Origin of the sequence: Allobosea sp. RCC_152_1 (assembly GCF_041360765.1) — a bacterium.
Classification (GTDB): domain Bacteria; phylum Pseudomonadota; class Alphaproteobacteria; order Rhizobiales; family Beijerinckiaceae; genus Allobosea; species Allobosea spartocytisi.
Genome location: NZ_JBFUPU010000006.1, coordinates 88,757 through 103,726, shown reverse-complemented (window position 1 = coordinate 103,726; position 14,970 = coordinate 88,757). Strand labels below are relative to the sequence as shown.

Genomic DNA, 14,970 nt, shown 5'->3' with positions numbered 1-14,970 from the left:
CGCGGCTCGCTCCGATCGAAGGCTAAAGAAGCGAGCCGGCCGGCTGAGGGGGATGACGCCGGCTCGCTTCTGGTGGTCACCCTGGCAAGGGTTGCACCGCGATCGTCGAAGGGGTGCTGCGACGGCCGCAGACTATGAACTGGCATGAGGATGCCGGGTTCCGAAGCGGTCAGATCATTCTCGGCGGTCGACAGACCTTATCGGTCTAAATCTACCGGCGGTCGCTGCGGCTTCATCTCGTAGACCGTCGCCTCGTCGGCCTCTTCGCGCAGGCCCTTGTAGGAGGCGTGACGCAGCTTGCCGTCATCGGTCCAGCCCCGAAACTGGATCTCGGCGACAAGCGCGGGCGTGAGCCAGCGATAGGAGCGCCTGCGGCCGGTCATGTCGATCACCGGCTTCCCTATAATGAGCCTGTCCATCGCCTTGCGCAGCGCTGCGCCAGTTTCAACGGTGAAGCCGGTGCCGACGCCACCGACATAGACCAGGTGGTCGCCCTGCCTCGCGGCGAGCAGCAGCTGGCCGATCCCGCCCAGGGCGATCGTCGACGGTTCATAGCCGACGATGACAAAGCTCTCCGACTGGCTGCATTTGATCTTCAGCCAATCGCCGCCGCGTCCCGATCGATAGGGCGCATCGCGGCGCTTGGCGATGATGCCTTCAAGCTTCGTCTCGCAGGCGAGCCTCATGAATGGACCGCCATCGGCGTCGATCTCTTCGCTCAACCGGATCGAGCCATGAGGCTCGGCCAGGAGGAGATCCTCCAGCATCTCGCGCCGATCGCTCAGCGGCATCGGGCGCAGGTCATGGCCGTTCAGATAAAGCAGGTCGAAGGCATAAAGGACGGCCTCCGAGGCCAACCGCTTGCCGCCGCGGCCACCGAGAGCCTTTTGCAGAGCGCCGAAATCGGAAGTACCGTGCTTGTCGAGCACCACGGCCTCACCGTCGAGGATGGCGCTGTCCACGCCAAGGCTCAGCGCATCACGCGCGATCGTCGGAAAGCGCGGCGTCCAGTCATGGCCGCCGCGCGTGATGATCCGGACCCGCTTGCCGACGATGTGGATCGCCAGGCGATAGCCGTCCCATTTCACCTCGAAGGCCCAATCCGGACCGGCCGGCACCTCGTCCTTCAGCAGCGCCAAACAGGGCTCGACGCGCTCGGGCATCGGATCGGAAAACAGATCGCGTTCGGGCTTCCGGCGCCGGGTGAGCGGCCCCTTCACGGTATCGACACCCGGCCCGGCTCTGAGAATGCGACGCGTACCCATCCATGCAACTCCGCAACGAAACGAGTCGCCAACTGACGGCAGGGCGAATCGTTCCCTAGCGGAAGCGCAGGCGGTCAGGCCGGGGTGAGCTACGGCGACTTCTCGCGGAATCGCTCGACCGAGCGCCTGACGAGCTCCTTCTCGCTTTGGGCGACAAGAACGAAGGCGGCCACGATATACGCTAGACGCACCCGTTCTCGCTCATGGTCCTCTGGCGGAATCTCTCGCTTCAGTTCCTGCCATGCGGCTTCGAGCGCTCCATGAGCCCGCGCGAGATCGACCGGGTCCTTTAGCGATGAGAACGGCATGACCTCCGAATTAAACGCCCGCGTTGGTCCGGGCAACGAAAAAGGCCCCGCCAGCCGGAGCTGACGGGGCCAAGTCGGTTTCATCTGCTGTAGCGGATACGCAAACAGCGCCGCTCCGGTTCCAAAACAAAAATGGCCCGATCCCTTCGGAACCGGGCCAAGTTTTAGGGAGGAAACGCCCAAGGAGGGCCGCCCCTTACGGGGGCGAGGCGATCGGCCGAGGGTCAACCCGGCAATGGCGGCACTCTTACGACCGGCAACTCCTGCCAGATCGTCCAGAGACCATGCGGCATGCGGTAATTGATTTGCCCCCGGATCATCAACCCATGCACGCGGTCGGGATCGCGACACGGAGGTCGTTTCGTCCAGGGCCGAGCGAGCTGACCTGCGGATTGCGCAACACCTCTCCATCCCGCTGCCGTTCTGTGATCGCCGGGAACTCCACCGCGGTTCCTTCCACCGTGATCGACCAGGCAACCACGATCGGTTGGGCATACCGCACCTTGTTCCAATGCCACGTCCAGCACATGCGGCCCGGCGTGCGGTCATCGTCCTCGAACTCCACCCGTTTGATCGGTGAGAACCGGTGCGAACCGGGCTTCAAACATGGGCGTCGCGTAAAGGAAAAGGCCTGTGCCGAAGAGGCCCGCCGTTGCCCAAACGCCAACGGCGGCCACGGCGCGCGTGCTCAGCATCACTTCGCTCCCTTGATGGCCAGCCAGATCGCAGTGCAGATGCCGCCGAGCAGGACGGTCACGACAGCTTTGAGGCCGTGGCTGATCAGAGCCTCCCGCGTCTCACGCGCCGCGCGCATCGCGGAAAGGTCTTTCCGGAAAGCCGGGATGTCGTCGATTCCGACCTTGTCGAGGAAGCGCTGAATGCCCTCCTCGACCATGCCTTCGACGTCGTCAGGCTTGAGCGCGTCCTTCTGGAACAGCGCGGCAGCGCGCTCGGCCGCAGCGGTGGCCATGCGGTCGAGATCGGACAGGTTGACCATGGCGTAAGGCGGCAGGACATCCTGCGGGTCGCGATGAGGCATAGGCGCAGGCTCCGGCGAGTGCGGTATCAGCGGGCGGTCACGCTCGGGTCTTCGACCTTGCGAGCCATTTCCGGCGTGGTGCGGATCTCGCGCACTTCCGGGAGCGCCGCGGCCGATGCGACCAGACCGGCCTTGCGGCGGACATAGAGCCCCCAGACCGTGGGGATCAGCCACATGACGAAGGCGACGACGACGGCTTGTCCCTGCGCATCGAGGACGCCGTAGGTGCCGAGCGCGGCCGCAGCCGATTGGACGGCGTGCGGATAAGGCTGAGGATCTGTTCGTTCATGGCTCAGGCTCCTGTCGTCCAGTTCTGCGTCGCCCGGTTGGCCGGGAGCGTCCAGAGCACGAAAATAACGAGCATGAGCGCGAAGCAGAATGCCGCGAGGACTGCAGACCAGAACGGCCAAGGTTGGGAGCGGACGAGGATCGCCAACCAAGCGTTCAACACGAGCAGAGCAATCCAAGGGTTGCCCATCCCCGGTAGATGCCTTGGACGGTGAAATAGTCGGCCTGCGGCAAGGCGATCTTGTTGGGCAGCGCGGCAAGATGCGCCCCCGCCGGGATGAGCGCGAGGGCGCAGCTGACGATGGCGAGAAACTGAACGATCCTGACTGTCATGATCTTCGTTTCGGCTGGAACGGTTCTCTACACGCCGAATGGATAGGTCTCGGCGAGTTCGCCGGCATCCCATTCCGAACTGCGCTCCAGCGGCTCGACCGCGCGGGTCTCGTCGAAATGCAGTAGCGCGTCGAACTGCGCGGCGAGATCGGCGTGGAAGTAGTGGCTGGCCCGCTCGGTTTCCGGCCGGTAGATCACGCCGATCGCGCGCTCCAGAAGCCGTCGAGGCAAGGCTTCGCCATCATTGCGTAGATCGAGCTGGAAGCGATCGGCAGAGACGGCATGCAGCAAGGTCTCGTAGCTGCGCGCCAGCGCAGGCCGGACGGCCTTGCGTTCCGCCGGGCCGCCCCAGCTCGAGGCAGCCGTCACTGTCCCGTGATAGGTCGTGAAGCCGATGAGGAAGGTCTCGCGCTCGTGCGCCTCACGAATGAGCTGTCCCAGATTGACCTCGCCGAACCGGCTCCTATCCGTCGCCCTGGCGTCACCGAGATGGGAGTTATGCGCCCAGACGACGATTTTTGGGAACGGCAAGCGTTGGCCGAGATGGCTGGCGAGTGCCTCGAACGTCTCGGCCATGTGCCGGTCGCGCAGATTCCAGGTCGATTCCGGGGCCAGGAACATGGCGCGATAATAGGCCTCGGCATTCCTTACGAGGCGGGCATTCTGCTGTGCGTCGAAGAGCTCGTCCTCAACCGCACCATCTCCCCGCCGCGCCGCGCCAGCGCGGCGCTTCAGCATCTCGACAAGTTGCGCGACCACGGCGTTCTGGCAGGATTTATCGACCTCGTTGCCGGCGATGAAGCCATAGGCCTGCGGGTCCGGGCCGAAATGGTCGAAGCAGGCATAGCGCCGGCGCGCGATCTCCGCTGCCGCCGGATCGATCTTTTCGAGATATCGCAGCACGGCCTTCATCGCGCCGTGCAGGGCATAAAGGTCGAGCCCGTAGAACCCGGCTTTCGGCCCGCTCCCATCGACCGCTTCGTTGTGCCCGCGCAGCCATTCGACGAATTCAACGACGACCCTGTTTCGCCACATCCATGTCGGGAAGCGCCGGAAATCCGAGAGCGCCTCCTCGGCATCAAGATCCCCGCTCGCTCCCTGGACGTAGCGATTGACGCGGTATGTATCGGGCCAGTCGGCCTCGATGGTAACGGCGGTGAAGCCCTTCTCCTCGATCAGCCGCCGGGTGATCCGGGCTCGCTCTTCGTAGAACTCGTGCGTGCCGTGCGAAGCTTCGCCGAGCAGCACGAAGCGCGCTTCGCCGATCGCCTCCAGAAGCCCGTCATAATCCTTCGCGCCGCCGGAAAGCCGAGCGATGCGCTTGCGCAGCATCCCGGCAGCCGCGTCGTCGGCGAAGTCCTCGTCCGACGATGCGGATCCGAGGCCGGACCTCGCGAGGAGCGCGCGGACCTCATCATCGCTCGTCTGGGAGAAATCCTCGTACCAGCGGCCGACCCCGATCAACGGCTGCGGCGTCGTCGCGCAGACGACCTCGTCGGCATCGGCCCGCATCGCCCTGCAAATGTCGGGGCTGCCGACCGGAACCGCGGCGACGATGCGGGCCGGGCTACCGTCCCGAAGCGCCCTGATCGCGGCCAGCATGGTCGACCCGGTCGCGAGTCCGTCGTCCACGAGAATAATGGTTCGCGCCTTCACCTGGAGCGGTGGACGTCCGCCGCGGTAAAGGCGTTCGCGGCGCAAAAGCTCCTTTTCCTCCTTCGTGGTGACCGCGTCGATGACATGAGGCGGAAGCGCGAGGCCATCGACGATCTCGTCGTTCAGGACGCGCACACCACCGGTCGCGATCGCCCCCATGGCCATCTCTTCGTAGCCAGGAACGCCGAGCTTGCGTACGATGAAGACGTCCAGCGGTGCTCTCAGGCCTCGCGCGACCTCGAAGCCGACCGGCACACCGCCGCGCGGCAGCGCCAACACGGTCACGTCATCGCGCCCGGCATAGCGAGCGAGCTTGCTGGCGAGCCGCCGTCCCGCCTCGCGGCGATCTGAAAAGACAATGGCCATGATCCTCTGTCCGGCTGCACGAGTCCTCCGTCACTGGAGCGCTCAGGCCCGACGGCATGGGGTCGGACGCCTTCATCAGTGCGGTTGAGCGGCGATGACGGCCATCCGCGAGTTTACCTGTCGCCATCCTTCTCTCCGGAACTCGTTCGCCGCGCCGACGTTCCGAAATCAGTTCGATCGCGAAGTCGGTCCGGCGCGGATCGAATGTCGTTGGGGATGACGCATGCGCTGCTCCTTCCGCTAATTGCAGTAACTCCGCTGCTGAGCTTGGTAATCGCACCAAAAGCAAATCAGGCCACGACCTCCAGAACGATCTTGCCGCGGACATGCTCGTTCTCCAGCCGAGCTTCGGCGGCCGCGACATCCTTCAACGGGAAGACCGCGTCGACATATGGTCTCACTTTGCCGTTATCGATCAGGCGGCCAATCTCGGCGAGCTGAGCCGCATTTGGCCGGGCCATGTAACGCGTTCCGCGCGCACCGCGCTGCCGGGCCTTTTCGGGTGACGACTCCGCCAAGGTCGAGACGATGATCCCGCCTGGCTTCACGACGGCCCAGGAACGGTCCTGCGTCTCGCCTGCGATCAGGTCGAGGACGAGGTCGACCTCCGCGACCTCGTCCTCGAAGCGCTGCTTCTTGTAGTCCACCACCTGGTCCGCGCCCAGCGTGCGCGCGAAGTCGATATCCTCTCCGGAAACGGTCGTCGCGACGAAGGCGCCCTTGGCCTTGGCGAACTGGATGGCGAAATGGCCGACCCCGCCGGCACCGCCATGAATGAGGACGCGCTGGCCGGCGGCAAGACCGCCATGGTCGAAGAGCCCCTGCCAGGCCGTGAGGCCGGCAAGCGGCACCGCCGCGGCATGGAGGTGGTCGACCTCTCGCGGCTTGGCGGCCATTTCGACTGCCTTCACCACGACATATTCGGAATGGCCGCCGCGATCGCGCCCGAGCATGGCGTAAATCGGGTCGCCCTTGGCGAGCGTATGCGCGCGCGTGCCGCAGAGCTCGACGGTGCCGGAAACGTCGCGCCCGAGCGTGATCGGCAACTGGTCCTTCCCGCCGCCATGTTGGCCGGACCTGATCTTGTAATCGATCGGGTTGATGCTGCTGGCATGCACCTTCAGCACGACCTCGTCGTCAAATGCCTGCGGAAAAGGAGCATCCTCGACCGAGAGAACCTCGGGTCCGCCAAAATCGTGGATGCGAACGGCCTTCATGCTCGCCATCGTCGTCCTCCTTTAATGACCACTCGCGACCGCTAGGCTCGGTCCCTGAGGGCGCCTGCGCCTTCCTGCTTGGCGCAATGGGCGCAGCAATAGATGACGTCGCCCTGCTCGACCCCGTGGCCGATGACACGGCAGCCGCAATGTGGGCAGGTCGGGGCGAGCTTCTGGACGGCGCATTCGAAGCTGTCGAACGTGTAGGTCTGTCCATCCGAGACGACCTGGAAGGCCTTGTCGTAGTTGTTTCCGCATTGATCGCACCGGCCCATGGTCTCGTCCTCCTGGAGGCCGAACCGCTGACGTGACGCGAAGTTCCAATTGACCCGCGGCGGGGAACAAGGTTGGTCGGAGCCGGTTCGTTCCCAAGGGCATCCGATTGAAGGAGGGTGTTCATGACCCGGACACTCACACGTTCTTACGAGAACTACTCGGACGCTGAGACGGCTGTGACCCGGCTCGAAGCGGCAGGAGTTTCTTCGGACGATATCAGCATCATCGGTTACAACACGGCGGACGTCGCGGACGACACGGCGGTCGGAGCCGAAGCCGGCGGCGTGGTCGGAGGCAGCGCCGGTCTTTTAGCGGGACTGGCCGCCTTGCCGATTCCGGGAGTCGGGCCGGTTCTGGCTGCCGGTCGGATATTCGGCACCCTTGCGGTCGGTGCGACGGCAGGTGCCGCTGCCGGCAGCCTGATCGGTGCTATGGCAGGCGCCGGTTTCAGCGACGAGGAGGCCAACTATCTGGCGGAAACCATCCGCCGTGGCGGAGCGGCCGTCTCGGTCCGCGCCAGCGATAGCCACGTTGCCGCTGTCGAGAAGATCATGGACGGAGCCGGGCCGATCAACGCCGAGTCACGCCGGGCCGAATATAGGCGCGAGGGCTGGACCGGCTTCGATGAGCAAGCCGGTCCTTATGCCCAGGCGTCCTGGTCGGAACTGTCCTGAGTCGGGCCATGTGCTAACCATGAAGCACCCGTAAATAATGCTTTGAATTCGCTTGCTGCGAAATGCTCGTGTGGGGTTTTATAAAACGATTATTTACGGGAAATTACATTTGTGGGGGTTTTCCCGCTAAGTCGATTTGGCGAATTGCCCGCTGATCTATCACGCAAGCCAGGGAGAGCGGCAATGACTTTGACAGCCGCCGACGTGACGACAATACTCGGGCCGATTGATGAGGTGTTGATAGCCGAAATCATGTCGACTGGCGCGACGCCGGAAGACCTCGCCCAAGCCTGGATCTGGCTGAATGGCGATGAGGTCCTGATCAACGAAGGGCGGCCGCTGCCGTCCGGCAAGGTCGCGGAACTCGTGGATCTTCTCTCAGCAGATATCGACGACCCGGAACCGTGAGAACGATCAATGGGGCGCGTGCCCACAATCACGTCGTCAGCAGCACGCGCTTGGAGCCCGTGCGTTCAGCCGCGGAGCTGCCGCAGACAGTAGGATTTCGCAGAACAGACCTCCGGAAAATCGTCAGGATCGGGTTCTCGATCCCGCCGTCGGGCATCGACACGGACACAGGCCAGCGCCGTATTTGTGTCCTTCCGCCCCACCGTCGCGGGTAAAGAAGATCGAGGTAAAAGCGAACTAAAAGCCGACGTCGGCGAAACATCATGAGGTGCGCGGACAGCAGTCGGCCGCACCGGGCTTTACTGCGTCGATCTGCGCTGCGTATGGACTGCGAGTGCGGTTCGGGCCCGCGCGAGATCTTCCCGGGCGACGGTCAGCATCTCGTCGGCAGTGTCGAGCGCGGCGAACGCGACCGCAGTGGGATTAGGGCGTTCGGCGGTGATGCGAACCCAAGCATAGTCGATTTCTGCCAGAGCCGCGCGAACATTGGCGATCGCGCGTTCAATGGCATCGTAGAGTGCGATCTCTTCTTCTGTCGCGGCTCTGCTGGTCATCGATCGGCACCCATCCGGCTCAATAGCGGACGCCGTCGTTTTGAGCGCACCATGACCATCAGAACGAGGCTCCCAACGCTACATCATCGTTATTGCGCAGTGACGGGCGATGATCATCTTCACCGGTGCACCTGCCAACTCTCGCAGGGAGCTCCGATAGCCGCGCACAAAGCTGATGAGCTGCTCGGGGGTCTTTTGGGTCCCACGGTTTGGTAATGGCTCCCAACGCGCCGGCATAGTCTGCGGGGATTTGCTCCGGGCTGCCGGTAACGAAGACCACGAGAGCGGCATGGTCATGTGCGAGGTTGGAGGCGGTCTGCGGACCTGTGAGGCCGTCGGGCAGATTGAGGTCGACAAGCGCGAGATCGGGACTTTTGTGTTAGCGAAATCCAACGCCTGCTTGGCGTCCGCGGCGGTTTCGACCACCTCTTGGCTAGGCGCCATCAGGTGCGGCTCAAGATCTATCGCGAGAAACATCTCGTCCTCAACGATCGGAACCTTGAGTGGCGCTCCTGCCCTTGCATCTGTTTTCATGGTAACCCGCGCGCAGTTCCGCTGGTGCAGCACAAGTAACCGTGGAGCGGCCCTTCGGTTCCCCATCGGACCATGCCACCAGTATCGCTAAGGCGACGTCCCCTCAAGGGCCAGCCGGGCGCTCAGGCTGTGGCGATTCAGCACCGACGCATGGCTCCCCCTCCTGTGCAAAGGCAGAATTCTCCAGGTTAACTTCGGCGTTTGCTCAGACGAACGATGACGGCGGGGCAAGGGCGCGACGCGGCCGATGCATCGGCGCGCGATTGCAGCCTCCAAGGACAGCAACACCGGGGGCGACGTCGCGAACGACACCAGCTTGGCGCCGCTGCCCCTTACGCTTTGATCGCGCGCAGGTAATGCTCGGCATGTTGATAATAGTCCTCGGCGGTGACGGGATCGCCGGCGAGGGCTTCAGCCTGGGCCAATGCGAGGTAACGCTCGTAGCGTCCTCTGGCATTCTGATGATCTCGCGCGGCTGTGCGGCCGTTGCGGGACGTCGGGCGAGCCGGTCTCGTCACCGATCGAGCGTGATGTCCGTTCATGATGGTCCTCACCCGAGGATCTCCGCGACGATCTCGCGCAATTCCTCACGGGTCAGGCCGCAGGGCTGCGGCTTCCAGTTCGGGTCGGATTGGCGCTGCGCCGTATTATTCGTAGTTCTGACGTCGCGGCGCGGCTGCGCCGTCGTGGTCTTGAGTTCAGTGGTGTTGTGCATTGCGTCCTTGTCCGCTGGGCGAAGCCGAGCGGTGCTTGTTTTCGGAAGATGTCGAACCGGAGATAGCGAGCGCGTCGCGACAGATGCGCGGCGATCGAACTATGCGAAATGGAGTTGAGGTCGCTCCGCGCTCGATGACGAGCAATGCGGGCTATGGCCAAACCAATCTCGATCGACGTTGGGCAGATAACGGATCAATGTGGCTATTTCGCGTTATGCGAGCCGGCCAGCGCGCTGACTTGAATGCGCCTCTTTTGGGAAGCACGCGAAGAAACCGATTGACCTTTACTCAATCAGTTCCCCGCGGCTTCTCTATTCATTGCGCTGCCGGTTGTCGGCATGGTCCTGAAGCTGCTCGCTTTGCACGCCTTTGCTGTCCAGGCCGCGTTCGCTGGAATGCTGCGCCTTGTCGCGGTTCGACAACACCATATGCTCCTCGAGTTCTTCTGTCGGCACATCTGTGCGGGCTCCGACACCGGCACCTTTGCCGCTCGCACCAGCGCCGATGTGCTTCTTGCTTGCCTTCGCCATTGCCGGCTCCTCTTTCAGCTTTTCTAGGTCTTTTCCTCCGCGGGACCGTGCCGTTGCGACTTGTGGCCGTCCTGTCCGGCACGATTATGCTTGTTGTGATTGCGGCTCTCCTGGTTCAGCCCCGCACGGCTGACCGGGAACTCCGTCGGACGAATATCCTGACGGGGCATGCGAGGGCGACTATGGCCTCCGCTTTCCTTCAGGGCAGCTTCCACCTGCCGACGATCTGGAACATCGGACTTTCGTTCAAGCGTGCGGATGTGCTGCTCATGGGTTTTCCTGCCCGGCATCGTCTGCCTCCCTCTTGAGATATGCGCGTGGACCAATGTGCCCCGCTCGATATCGCGGTCACTTCCGCTCAGGAGTTCGCGCTGACATGCGCGCCGCCGGACATCACGACCCCGGTGAACGCGATGCCGACCGCTTCCGGATTGTCCTTCAGGGCTCCATCAGCAAGCGACACGATCCCGACGAGGCGCTTGTCGCGATTGACGACGGGAAGACGCCGCACCTGGATATCGCCCATGTTCTGGACGACATGATCGATGTCCTCCTCCTCGAAGCAATATCTGACGTCCCTCGTCATGACGTCACGCACGAGGGTCGTGCCATCCTGCCCTTGGGCGACGGCCCGGACGACGATGTCGCGATCGGTGATCGTCCCGACCAGACGGTCGTCGTCGCCGACCGGCAGGAAGCCGATATCGTCGGCCAGCATGCGCTGCGCCACCTCCTGCACCGTCTCATTCGGGCGCGCGATGCGAGCGCCGTGGGTCATCACGTCGGATACTCTCATATCTCGATTTCCTCTCTTCAGAAACTATCGTCGGCCACCTTCTGCGGCGGCCAGAGTGCGCGAATGCCTTCCGGCAATGCGTGGCGCACCTGAGCGATCTCGCCCGGATCGACATGGTGCTGCAGCACGGCAAACACGGCCCGAGCCGCAACTGCCGGATCGACCGGCCTGACATCACCGGGCGAGTCCTGAATGCGTTGCACGAACTCGTCCTGCGAGCGCAGCGCCAGCGGCTGCTGAGCAGTGCTGAGGACATGCCAGGCCAGTTTCCGGTCCGGCCCGATCTTGTCGGTAATTTCGTTCAGCCAGATACGGGTGGTCTGCGCCGAGCGATCGAAAACATCCAAGCCCATCGTGCTCATCGTCTCTCTCCGATGCGGTGGGGTTTCCAGTGGAACAGAGCACGACGGGATCGGTTCCACCGAATGACACGCGAGAGGCGCTGACTGACGTCATCGACGAGCCGGGATACGCTGTCCGGTCGCACACTCGCCGCCGGCCGCCGAGACGCCATCGCCATACGTGGAGGCGCGGGCTCCAGCCCGCACTACCCTTCAGCGGCTCTTGCTGTGTGGTTGTCGTGCCAGCTGGCGCCCGGGCCGCGGATTGCGGTCGCCTCCAAAGAGGGCTTAAGAATAAGGCAAGGCTCCAAGCGCCGAATAGCGCTCGTTCAACTGGTCCAGTGCCGCCATATCGTCTTCGTCGATCTCAAAATCGAAGACATCGATATTCTCCTCCAGATGCCGGGCCGATTGGCCTTGGGCAGGGGCACGATGCCGCGCTGAAGGTTCCAGCGGATCAGTACTTGAGCCGGCGATTTTTGGTATGTCGCGGCGATCGCCACGAGCTTACCGTCGTCGAACCGTTTGGTTCGAGTCAGCGGGCTGTAGGCCTGGATGACGATGTTCTTCGCGGCTTCGATCGCCTGCAGCGCCTTCATGGTTTTCGCCGATGGCGATGGCGAGATCGGCAGCGGAGCGCGGCGGCTTGGCGCAGAACTGCGCGAGCACGACCTGCCCCTGCTGCGCAGCGGCGCGCACCTTGTCCGGCGCGAACAGGTCGACGGCCAGCGCCGCCGTCTGCAGATCGGCGCAGCGGGAGGACAAGCGGTCGCTGACCTGCGCGATCTGGCCGTCCAGCGTTTGGCAGTCGGCAAGCGCCAGCGATTCCAAGGCGACGAGCGCCAGACGATACGGTTCATGTGCTGCTCCGGGGTAAGGAAGCGGCTGGCCCGGCCGCAGCGGGGTTTCAGGAAACATCCATCAAATGACGGATGCCGGCCGCCCGCGCCCTGAGAACAATTTTCTCGCGGCGTTAGGGTTGGCAAAAACGGGCTGGGTCTATTTTTCTCGGCGCGCCGGGCGTCGATGAAGCGTGCGCTTGGGAAACTGAGACTGGCGCGCGAAGAGCAATTCCCGAAGCCGAGGCTTGTCTGGTCCTCGGATCCGATCAGCGCGGAACATGTCGCCGCAGGCCTTGGCGCCGCCGACGAACGGATCGAAAGCAAGCCGAGCGATATCCCACTTGCCGCGTTGAACAATCTTCAGCGTGCCTTGCACCTCGGCACGCGAGAGCACCGTCTTGGGCTCGCCGGGATGGCGTATCGGCGGCAAAGGTCGGCGAGTACAGCCGGTAGCGCCTCCCACTGCGTCCTCGTCATCGGGCCGAACCCGCGTTGAAAGGGCTCTCGATCGCTCCGGCCATACAGCACAGCGATACGCCGACCGAGCCCGTATTGCAGTTCGGCGTGTGCGCGGCATAGCCCGACTTGGCCCCACGGGAATTGTTCAGGCTGATCGGCGGAATTCCACGCACCAGCTTGCCGTCTCCCTCGATCAGAACATGATAATGGCTGCGGTCGATACCTCAGGCGCGATGGGCGCCGGCGTCCAGTGAACGATGATCCTGTCCATTTGAGCCGCCGGCATCCAGTCGGCAGGAACGACCGAAGTCGAAGCAGCAGGTTCTTCGCCCTGCTTCGTCGCCTTCTGCGGCAGCGATGGTCAGCGGCCCGACGACGCCATCCGCCGCAAGCCCGCGCCCGCGCTGAAACGCCTGGATAGCGGCCCTGGTCGCCGGCCCCGGCTTGCCATCCACCACAAGCGAATAGCCGAGCGCGACCAGCGCCCGCTGTACTGCGGTCGTGTCCATAAAGCAGTACTCCGGCGGTTAAGAATGCGGATAAGGAGAGACTTGACCTAAGGTAATATAAGGCGCCAGATGGATCGCCCGAGCCACTTCGCCGTGCCTGGATTGGGCATGAGCCGGCGCTGTCTTGTTGCGTCTCGGCAGCGCTGGCTCAGTTCACAGAGGTCGCAGATAAAAACAGCGTTGTGTGGAGACCTAAGCTGTGCAGAAGAACAAGGAAATCCTGACCGCCTTAGCGTTCGTTTCGACCGCAGCAATCGCCATGACAATGTGGCTCGGACTGATCAGTTATGGCGCGTGGCACTTCCTGTTCGGATAGCCATGGCCCGCATCGGCTTGCGATGCTGATCTCAGGGACAGATCAGACGGGTTGGGAAGAGCCGGTGGCTCGATGCACGGCGGTGACGGTTCCGCACTGGCTAATGACGGCGATCAATCTCGCCGCCATGGCAGCTATCGCGCTGGTGACTCTCTGGCACCCTTAGAGACTGGTCGGATCAGCGGTAGCAGCGGAACAGCCTTCACCGGCGCGGGGTTGTTGGAGCGCTACGCCTTAATGGAGGGCGCTATGCTTGCTCAGGTGACGATCATTGCCGTGCTGCTGATCGCAGGGACGATTGGATTTGTGGTAGCTGCAACCTCATCTGGTTCTCGGAAGCGCTGGCCGCGTTAGTCGAGCGCAAAGGATTCCGAGCCTCGTCTGATTGAGCGGCGCTACGGTTGTCCGCAGGTGCGATTTACTCAAAAGCTGCTGACGGCTGACGAGCGCCATACGCACTTGCTGTGCCTCGTCGCTTTTGATGTGGACCTGCCTGAACCATCCCAGGCGGAGAAGATGGGCGATCCCGCGCGCGTCGTTGCGGTCGGTCTTGTTCCTCATCGCACTCAGGCCGGCCTTCACATGGCGGCATTCGAGGCAGATCGCGGGATACCCGGCCTCGCGCAGCGCGCTGTGAAGCCATGATGATGTTGAGCCCGCTTCCAGACCGACCCGCTTGAAGGGATGGCCGAACCTAGCCAGCAAATCAGCGATGACCGCTGGCTCGGCTTCGATCTTCCGTTCGAGTAGGACGTCGCCCGCGTCGTTGACGATGCAGACGTTCACGTTATCCAGGGACACATCCAGGCCGGCGAAATAGTCCATCACCCTCTCCATGGCAGATGTTGCGAATAAGGCTGCGCGACGCACTCTCGTCCTGGCGCGACCGCCCGCCTACTCCATCTCTGTCGGCTCGGGCTCGACGGCGATGTGCCCGATCACTCGACCTTCTCGAAGAACCGGCAGGGCCGCTTCCGCGAGAGCGATCTGTTGCGCGAGCTGTTCGAGACGACCGCGCAGCGCTGCATCGCGGAGGGGCTGGTCGGCGGCGAAGGCTTTGCGGTCGATGCCAGCCTGATCAAGGCCGATGCCAACAAGCAGCGTTAGCAGCGTTCGGCCGAAGCCTCCGAGCCGGTCGACTGGGACGATCTCGCCCGGACCCGCCGCTCGGTGCGCGAGTATCTCGACACGCTCGACGAGGCCGCCTGGGGCGCGGCCAGCGAGGCCAAGCCGAAGTTCGTCTCCTGCTCCGATCGGGCGGCGCAATGGACGGGTGCCCTGAAGGGCCAGGCCTTCTTCGCCTATGCCACCAACGATCTGATCGACCTCGAGCACGCCGTCATCGTCGATGTCGAGGCCAGCCGTGCCATCCGGCAGGCGGAGGTCGGATCGGCCCGCACCATGCTCGACCGGACGCAAGAGCGCTTCGGCCTGTGGCCGGCCAAGCTCGCCGCCGACGGCGCTTATGGCTCTGCCGAGAACCTCGCCTGGCTGGTGCACGAGCGCGGGATCGAGCCACACATCCCGGTGTGTCGCGTTCGCT

21 protein-coding genes and 2 pseudogenes are annotated in these 14,970 nt (G+C 63.6%); 4 read left to right on the top strand and 19 right to left on the bottom strand.

The window, feature by feature from the left end; translation table 11 throughout:
• Positions 1-197: 197 nt before the first annotated feature.
• From ligD to AB6806_RS19865, 8 genes are all read right to left on the bottom strand, one after another.
• Positions 198-1,265, bottom strand: coding sequence for a non-homologous end-joining DNA ligase (gene ligD / locus AB6806_RS19900; protein ID WP_370955316.1), 1,068 nt, complete (start codon positions 1,263-1,265; stop codon positions 198-200).
• Positions 1,266-1,892: 627 nt separating this feature from the next.
• On the bottom strand, positions 1,893-2,138 hold the full coding sequence (locus tag AB6806_RS19895; protein WP_370955315.1) for a hypothetical protein: 246 nt from the start codon (positions 2,136-2,138) through the stop codon (positions 1,893-1,895).
• Between the two features lie 129 nt (positions 2,139-2,267).
• A complete protein-coding gene (locus AB6806_RS19890; protein ID WP_370955314.1) occupies positions 2,268-2,612 on the bottom strand; it encodes a hypothetical protein in 345 nt (114 codons plus the stop codon).
• A gap of 26 nt (positions 2,613-2,638) precedes the next feature.
• On the bottom strand, positions 2,639-3,022 hold the full coding sequence (locus AB6806_RS19885; protein WP_370955313.1) for a Pam3-gp28 family putative phage holin: 384 nt from the start codon (positions 3,020-3,022) through the stop codon (positions 2,639-2,641).
• Positions 3,023-3,056: 34 nt separating this feature from the next.
• Complete coding sequence (locus AB6806_RS19880) at positions 3,057-3,233, bottom strand: hypothetical protein (protein ID WP_370955312.1); 177 nt, start codon at positions 3,231-3,233, stop codon at positions 3,057-3,059.
• 27 nt (positions 3,234-3,260) lie between these two features.
• Positions 3,261-5,255: an erythromycin esterase family protein gene (locus tag AB6806_RS19875; RefSeq protein WP_370955311.1), complete on the bottom strand. Its 1,995-nt coding sequence runs from the start codon at positions 5,253-5,255 to the stop codon at positions 3,261-3,263.
• Positions 5,256-5,545: 290 nt separating this feature from the next.
• Positions 5,546-6,481: an NADP-dependent oxidoreductase gene (locus tag AB6806_RS19870; protein ID WP_370955310.1), complete on the bottom strand. Its 936-nt coding sequence runs from the start codon at positions 6,479-6,481 to the stop codon at positions 5,546-5,548.
• 32 nt (positions 6,482-6,513) lie between these two features.
• Complete coding sequence (locus AB6806_RS19865) at positions 6,514-6,747, bottom strand: hypothetical protein (protein ID WP_370955309.1); 234 nt, start codon at positions 6,745-6,747, stop codon at positions 6,514-6,516.
• Between the two features lie 123 nt (positions 6,748-6,870).
• On the opposite strand from AB6806_RS19865, the gene AB6806_RS19860 reads away from it, so the two are divergent.
• Positions 6,871-7,422: a hypothetical protein gene (locus tag AB6806_RS19860; protein WP_370955308.1), complete on the top strand. Its 552-nt coding sequence runs from the start codon at positions 6,871-6,873 to the stop codon at positions 7,420-7,422.
• A gap of 183 nt (positions 7,423-7,605) precedes the next feature.
• Positions 7,606-7,830: a hypothetical protein gene (locus AB6806_RS19855; protein ID WP_370955307.1), complete on the top strand. Its 225-nt coding sequence runs from the start codon at positions 7,606-7,608 to the stop codon at positions 7,828-7,830.
• Positions 7,831-8,129: 299 nt separating this feature from the next.
• Here the strand turns inward: AB6806_RS19855 and AB6806_RS19850 are convergent, their stop codons facing one another.
• The 8 genes from AB6806_RS19850 to AB6806_RS19815 all read right to left on the bottom strand — a co-directional run bounded on the left by AB6806_RS19850 (position 8,130) and on the right by AB6806_RS19815 (position 11,900).
• The gene (locus AB6806_RS19850) at positions 8,130-8,384 is read right to left on the bottom strand and encodes a hypothetical protein (RefSeq protein WP_370955306.1); all 255 of its coding nucleotides are present in this window, start codon (positions 8,382-8,384) and stop codon (positions 8,130-8,132) included.
• Between the two features lie 866 nt (positions 8,385-9,250).
• Positions 9,251-9,460 carry a DUF4167 domain-containing protein gene (locus AB6806_RS19845; protein WP_370955305.1) on the bottom strand — a complete coding sequence of 70 codons (210 nt, stop codon included), beginning with the start codon at positions 9,458-9,460 and terminating at the stop codon, positions 9,251-9,253.
• Positions 9,461-9,468: 8 nt separating this feature from the next.
• A complete protein-coding gene (locus AB6806_RS19840; RefSeq protein WP_370955304.1) occupies positions 9,469-9,633 on the bottom strand; it encodes a hypothetical protein in 165 nt (54 codons plus the stop codon).
• Positions 9,634-9,945: 312 nt separating this feature from the next.
• Positions 9,946-10,164 carry a hypothetical protein gene (locus AB6806_RS19835; RefSeq protein ID WP_370955303.1) on the bottom strand — a complete coding sequence of 73 codons (219 nt, stop codon included), beginning with the start codon at positions 10,162-10,164 and terminating at the stop codon, positions 9,946-9,948.
• A 23-nt stretch (positions 10,165-10,187) separates the two neighbouring features.
• On the bottom strand, positions 10,188-10,454 hold the full coding sequence (locus AB6806_RS19830; protein ID WP_370955302.1) for a hypothetical protein: 267 nt from the start codon (positions 10,452-10,454) through the stop codon (positions 10,188-10,190).
• A 68-nt stretch (positions 10,455-10,522) separates the two neighbouring features.
• Entirely contained in the window at positions 10,523-10,960 is a 438-nt protein-coding gene (locus tag AB6806_RS19825) for a CBS domain-containing protein (protein WP_370955301.1), read from the bottom strand.
• Between the two features lie 17 nt (positions 10,961-10,977).
• A complete protein-coding gene (locus tag AB6806_RS19820; RefSeq protein WP_370955300.1) occupies positions 10,978-11,322 on the bottom strand; it encodes a DUF2267 domain-containing protein in 345 nt (114 codons plus the stop codon).
• 308 nt (positions 11,323-11,630) lie between these two features.
• A complete protein-coding gene (locus AB6806_RS19815; protein ID WP_370955299.1) occupies positions 11,631-11,900 on the bottom strand; it encodes a hypothetical protein in 270 nt (89 codons plus the stop codon).
• Between AB6806_RS19815 and AB6806_RS19810 the strand changes: the two genes are divergently transcribed.
• Positions 11,899-12,255 (top strand): hypothetical protein, encoded by a 357-nt coding sequence (locus AB6806_RS19810; RefSeq protein WP_370955298.1) that lies wholly within the window; start codon positions 11,899-11,901, stop codon positions 12,253-12,255. The genes AB6806_RS19815 and AB6806_RS19810 overlap by 2 nt on opposite strands.
• 45 nt (positions 12,256-12,300) lie before the next feature.
• Here AB6806_RS19810 and AB6806_RS19805 read toward each other — a convergent pair whose 3' ends face one another.
• From AB6806_RS19805 to AB6806_RS19795, 3 genes and pseudogenes are all read right to left on the bottom strand, one after another.
• Positions 12,301-12,537 (bottom strand): hypothetical protein, encoded by a 237-nt coding sequence (locus tag AB6806_RS19805; RefSeq protein ID WP_370955297.1) that lies wholly within the window; start codon positions 12,535-12,537, stop codon positions 12,301-12,303.
• Between the two features lie 289 nt (positions 12,538-12,826).
• Positions 12,827-13,111 (bottom strand): peptidoglycan-binding domain-containing protein, encoded by a 285-nt coding sequence (locus AB6806_RS19800; protein WP_370955296.1) that lies wholly within the window; start codon positions 13,109-13,111, stop codon positions 12,827-12,829.
• A gap of 733 nt (positions 13,112-13,844) precedes the next feature.
• Positions 13,845-14,252: pseudogene (locus AB6806_RS19795) on the bottom strand (IS110 family transposase); the annotation flags it as partial.
• An 81-nt stretch (positions 14,253-14,333) separates the two neighbouring features.
• Here AB6806_RS19795 and AB6806_RS19790 point away from each other — a divergent pair.
• Positions 14,334-14,957 (top strand): annotated as a pseudogene (locus AB6806_RS19790) (transposase); the annotation flags it as partial.
• Positions 14,958-14,970: the final 13 nt, after the last annotated feature.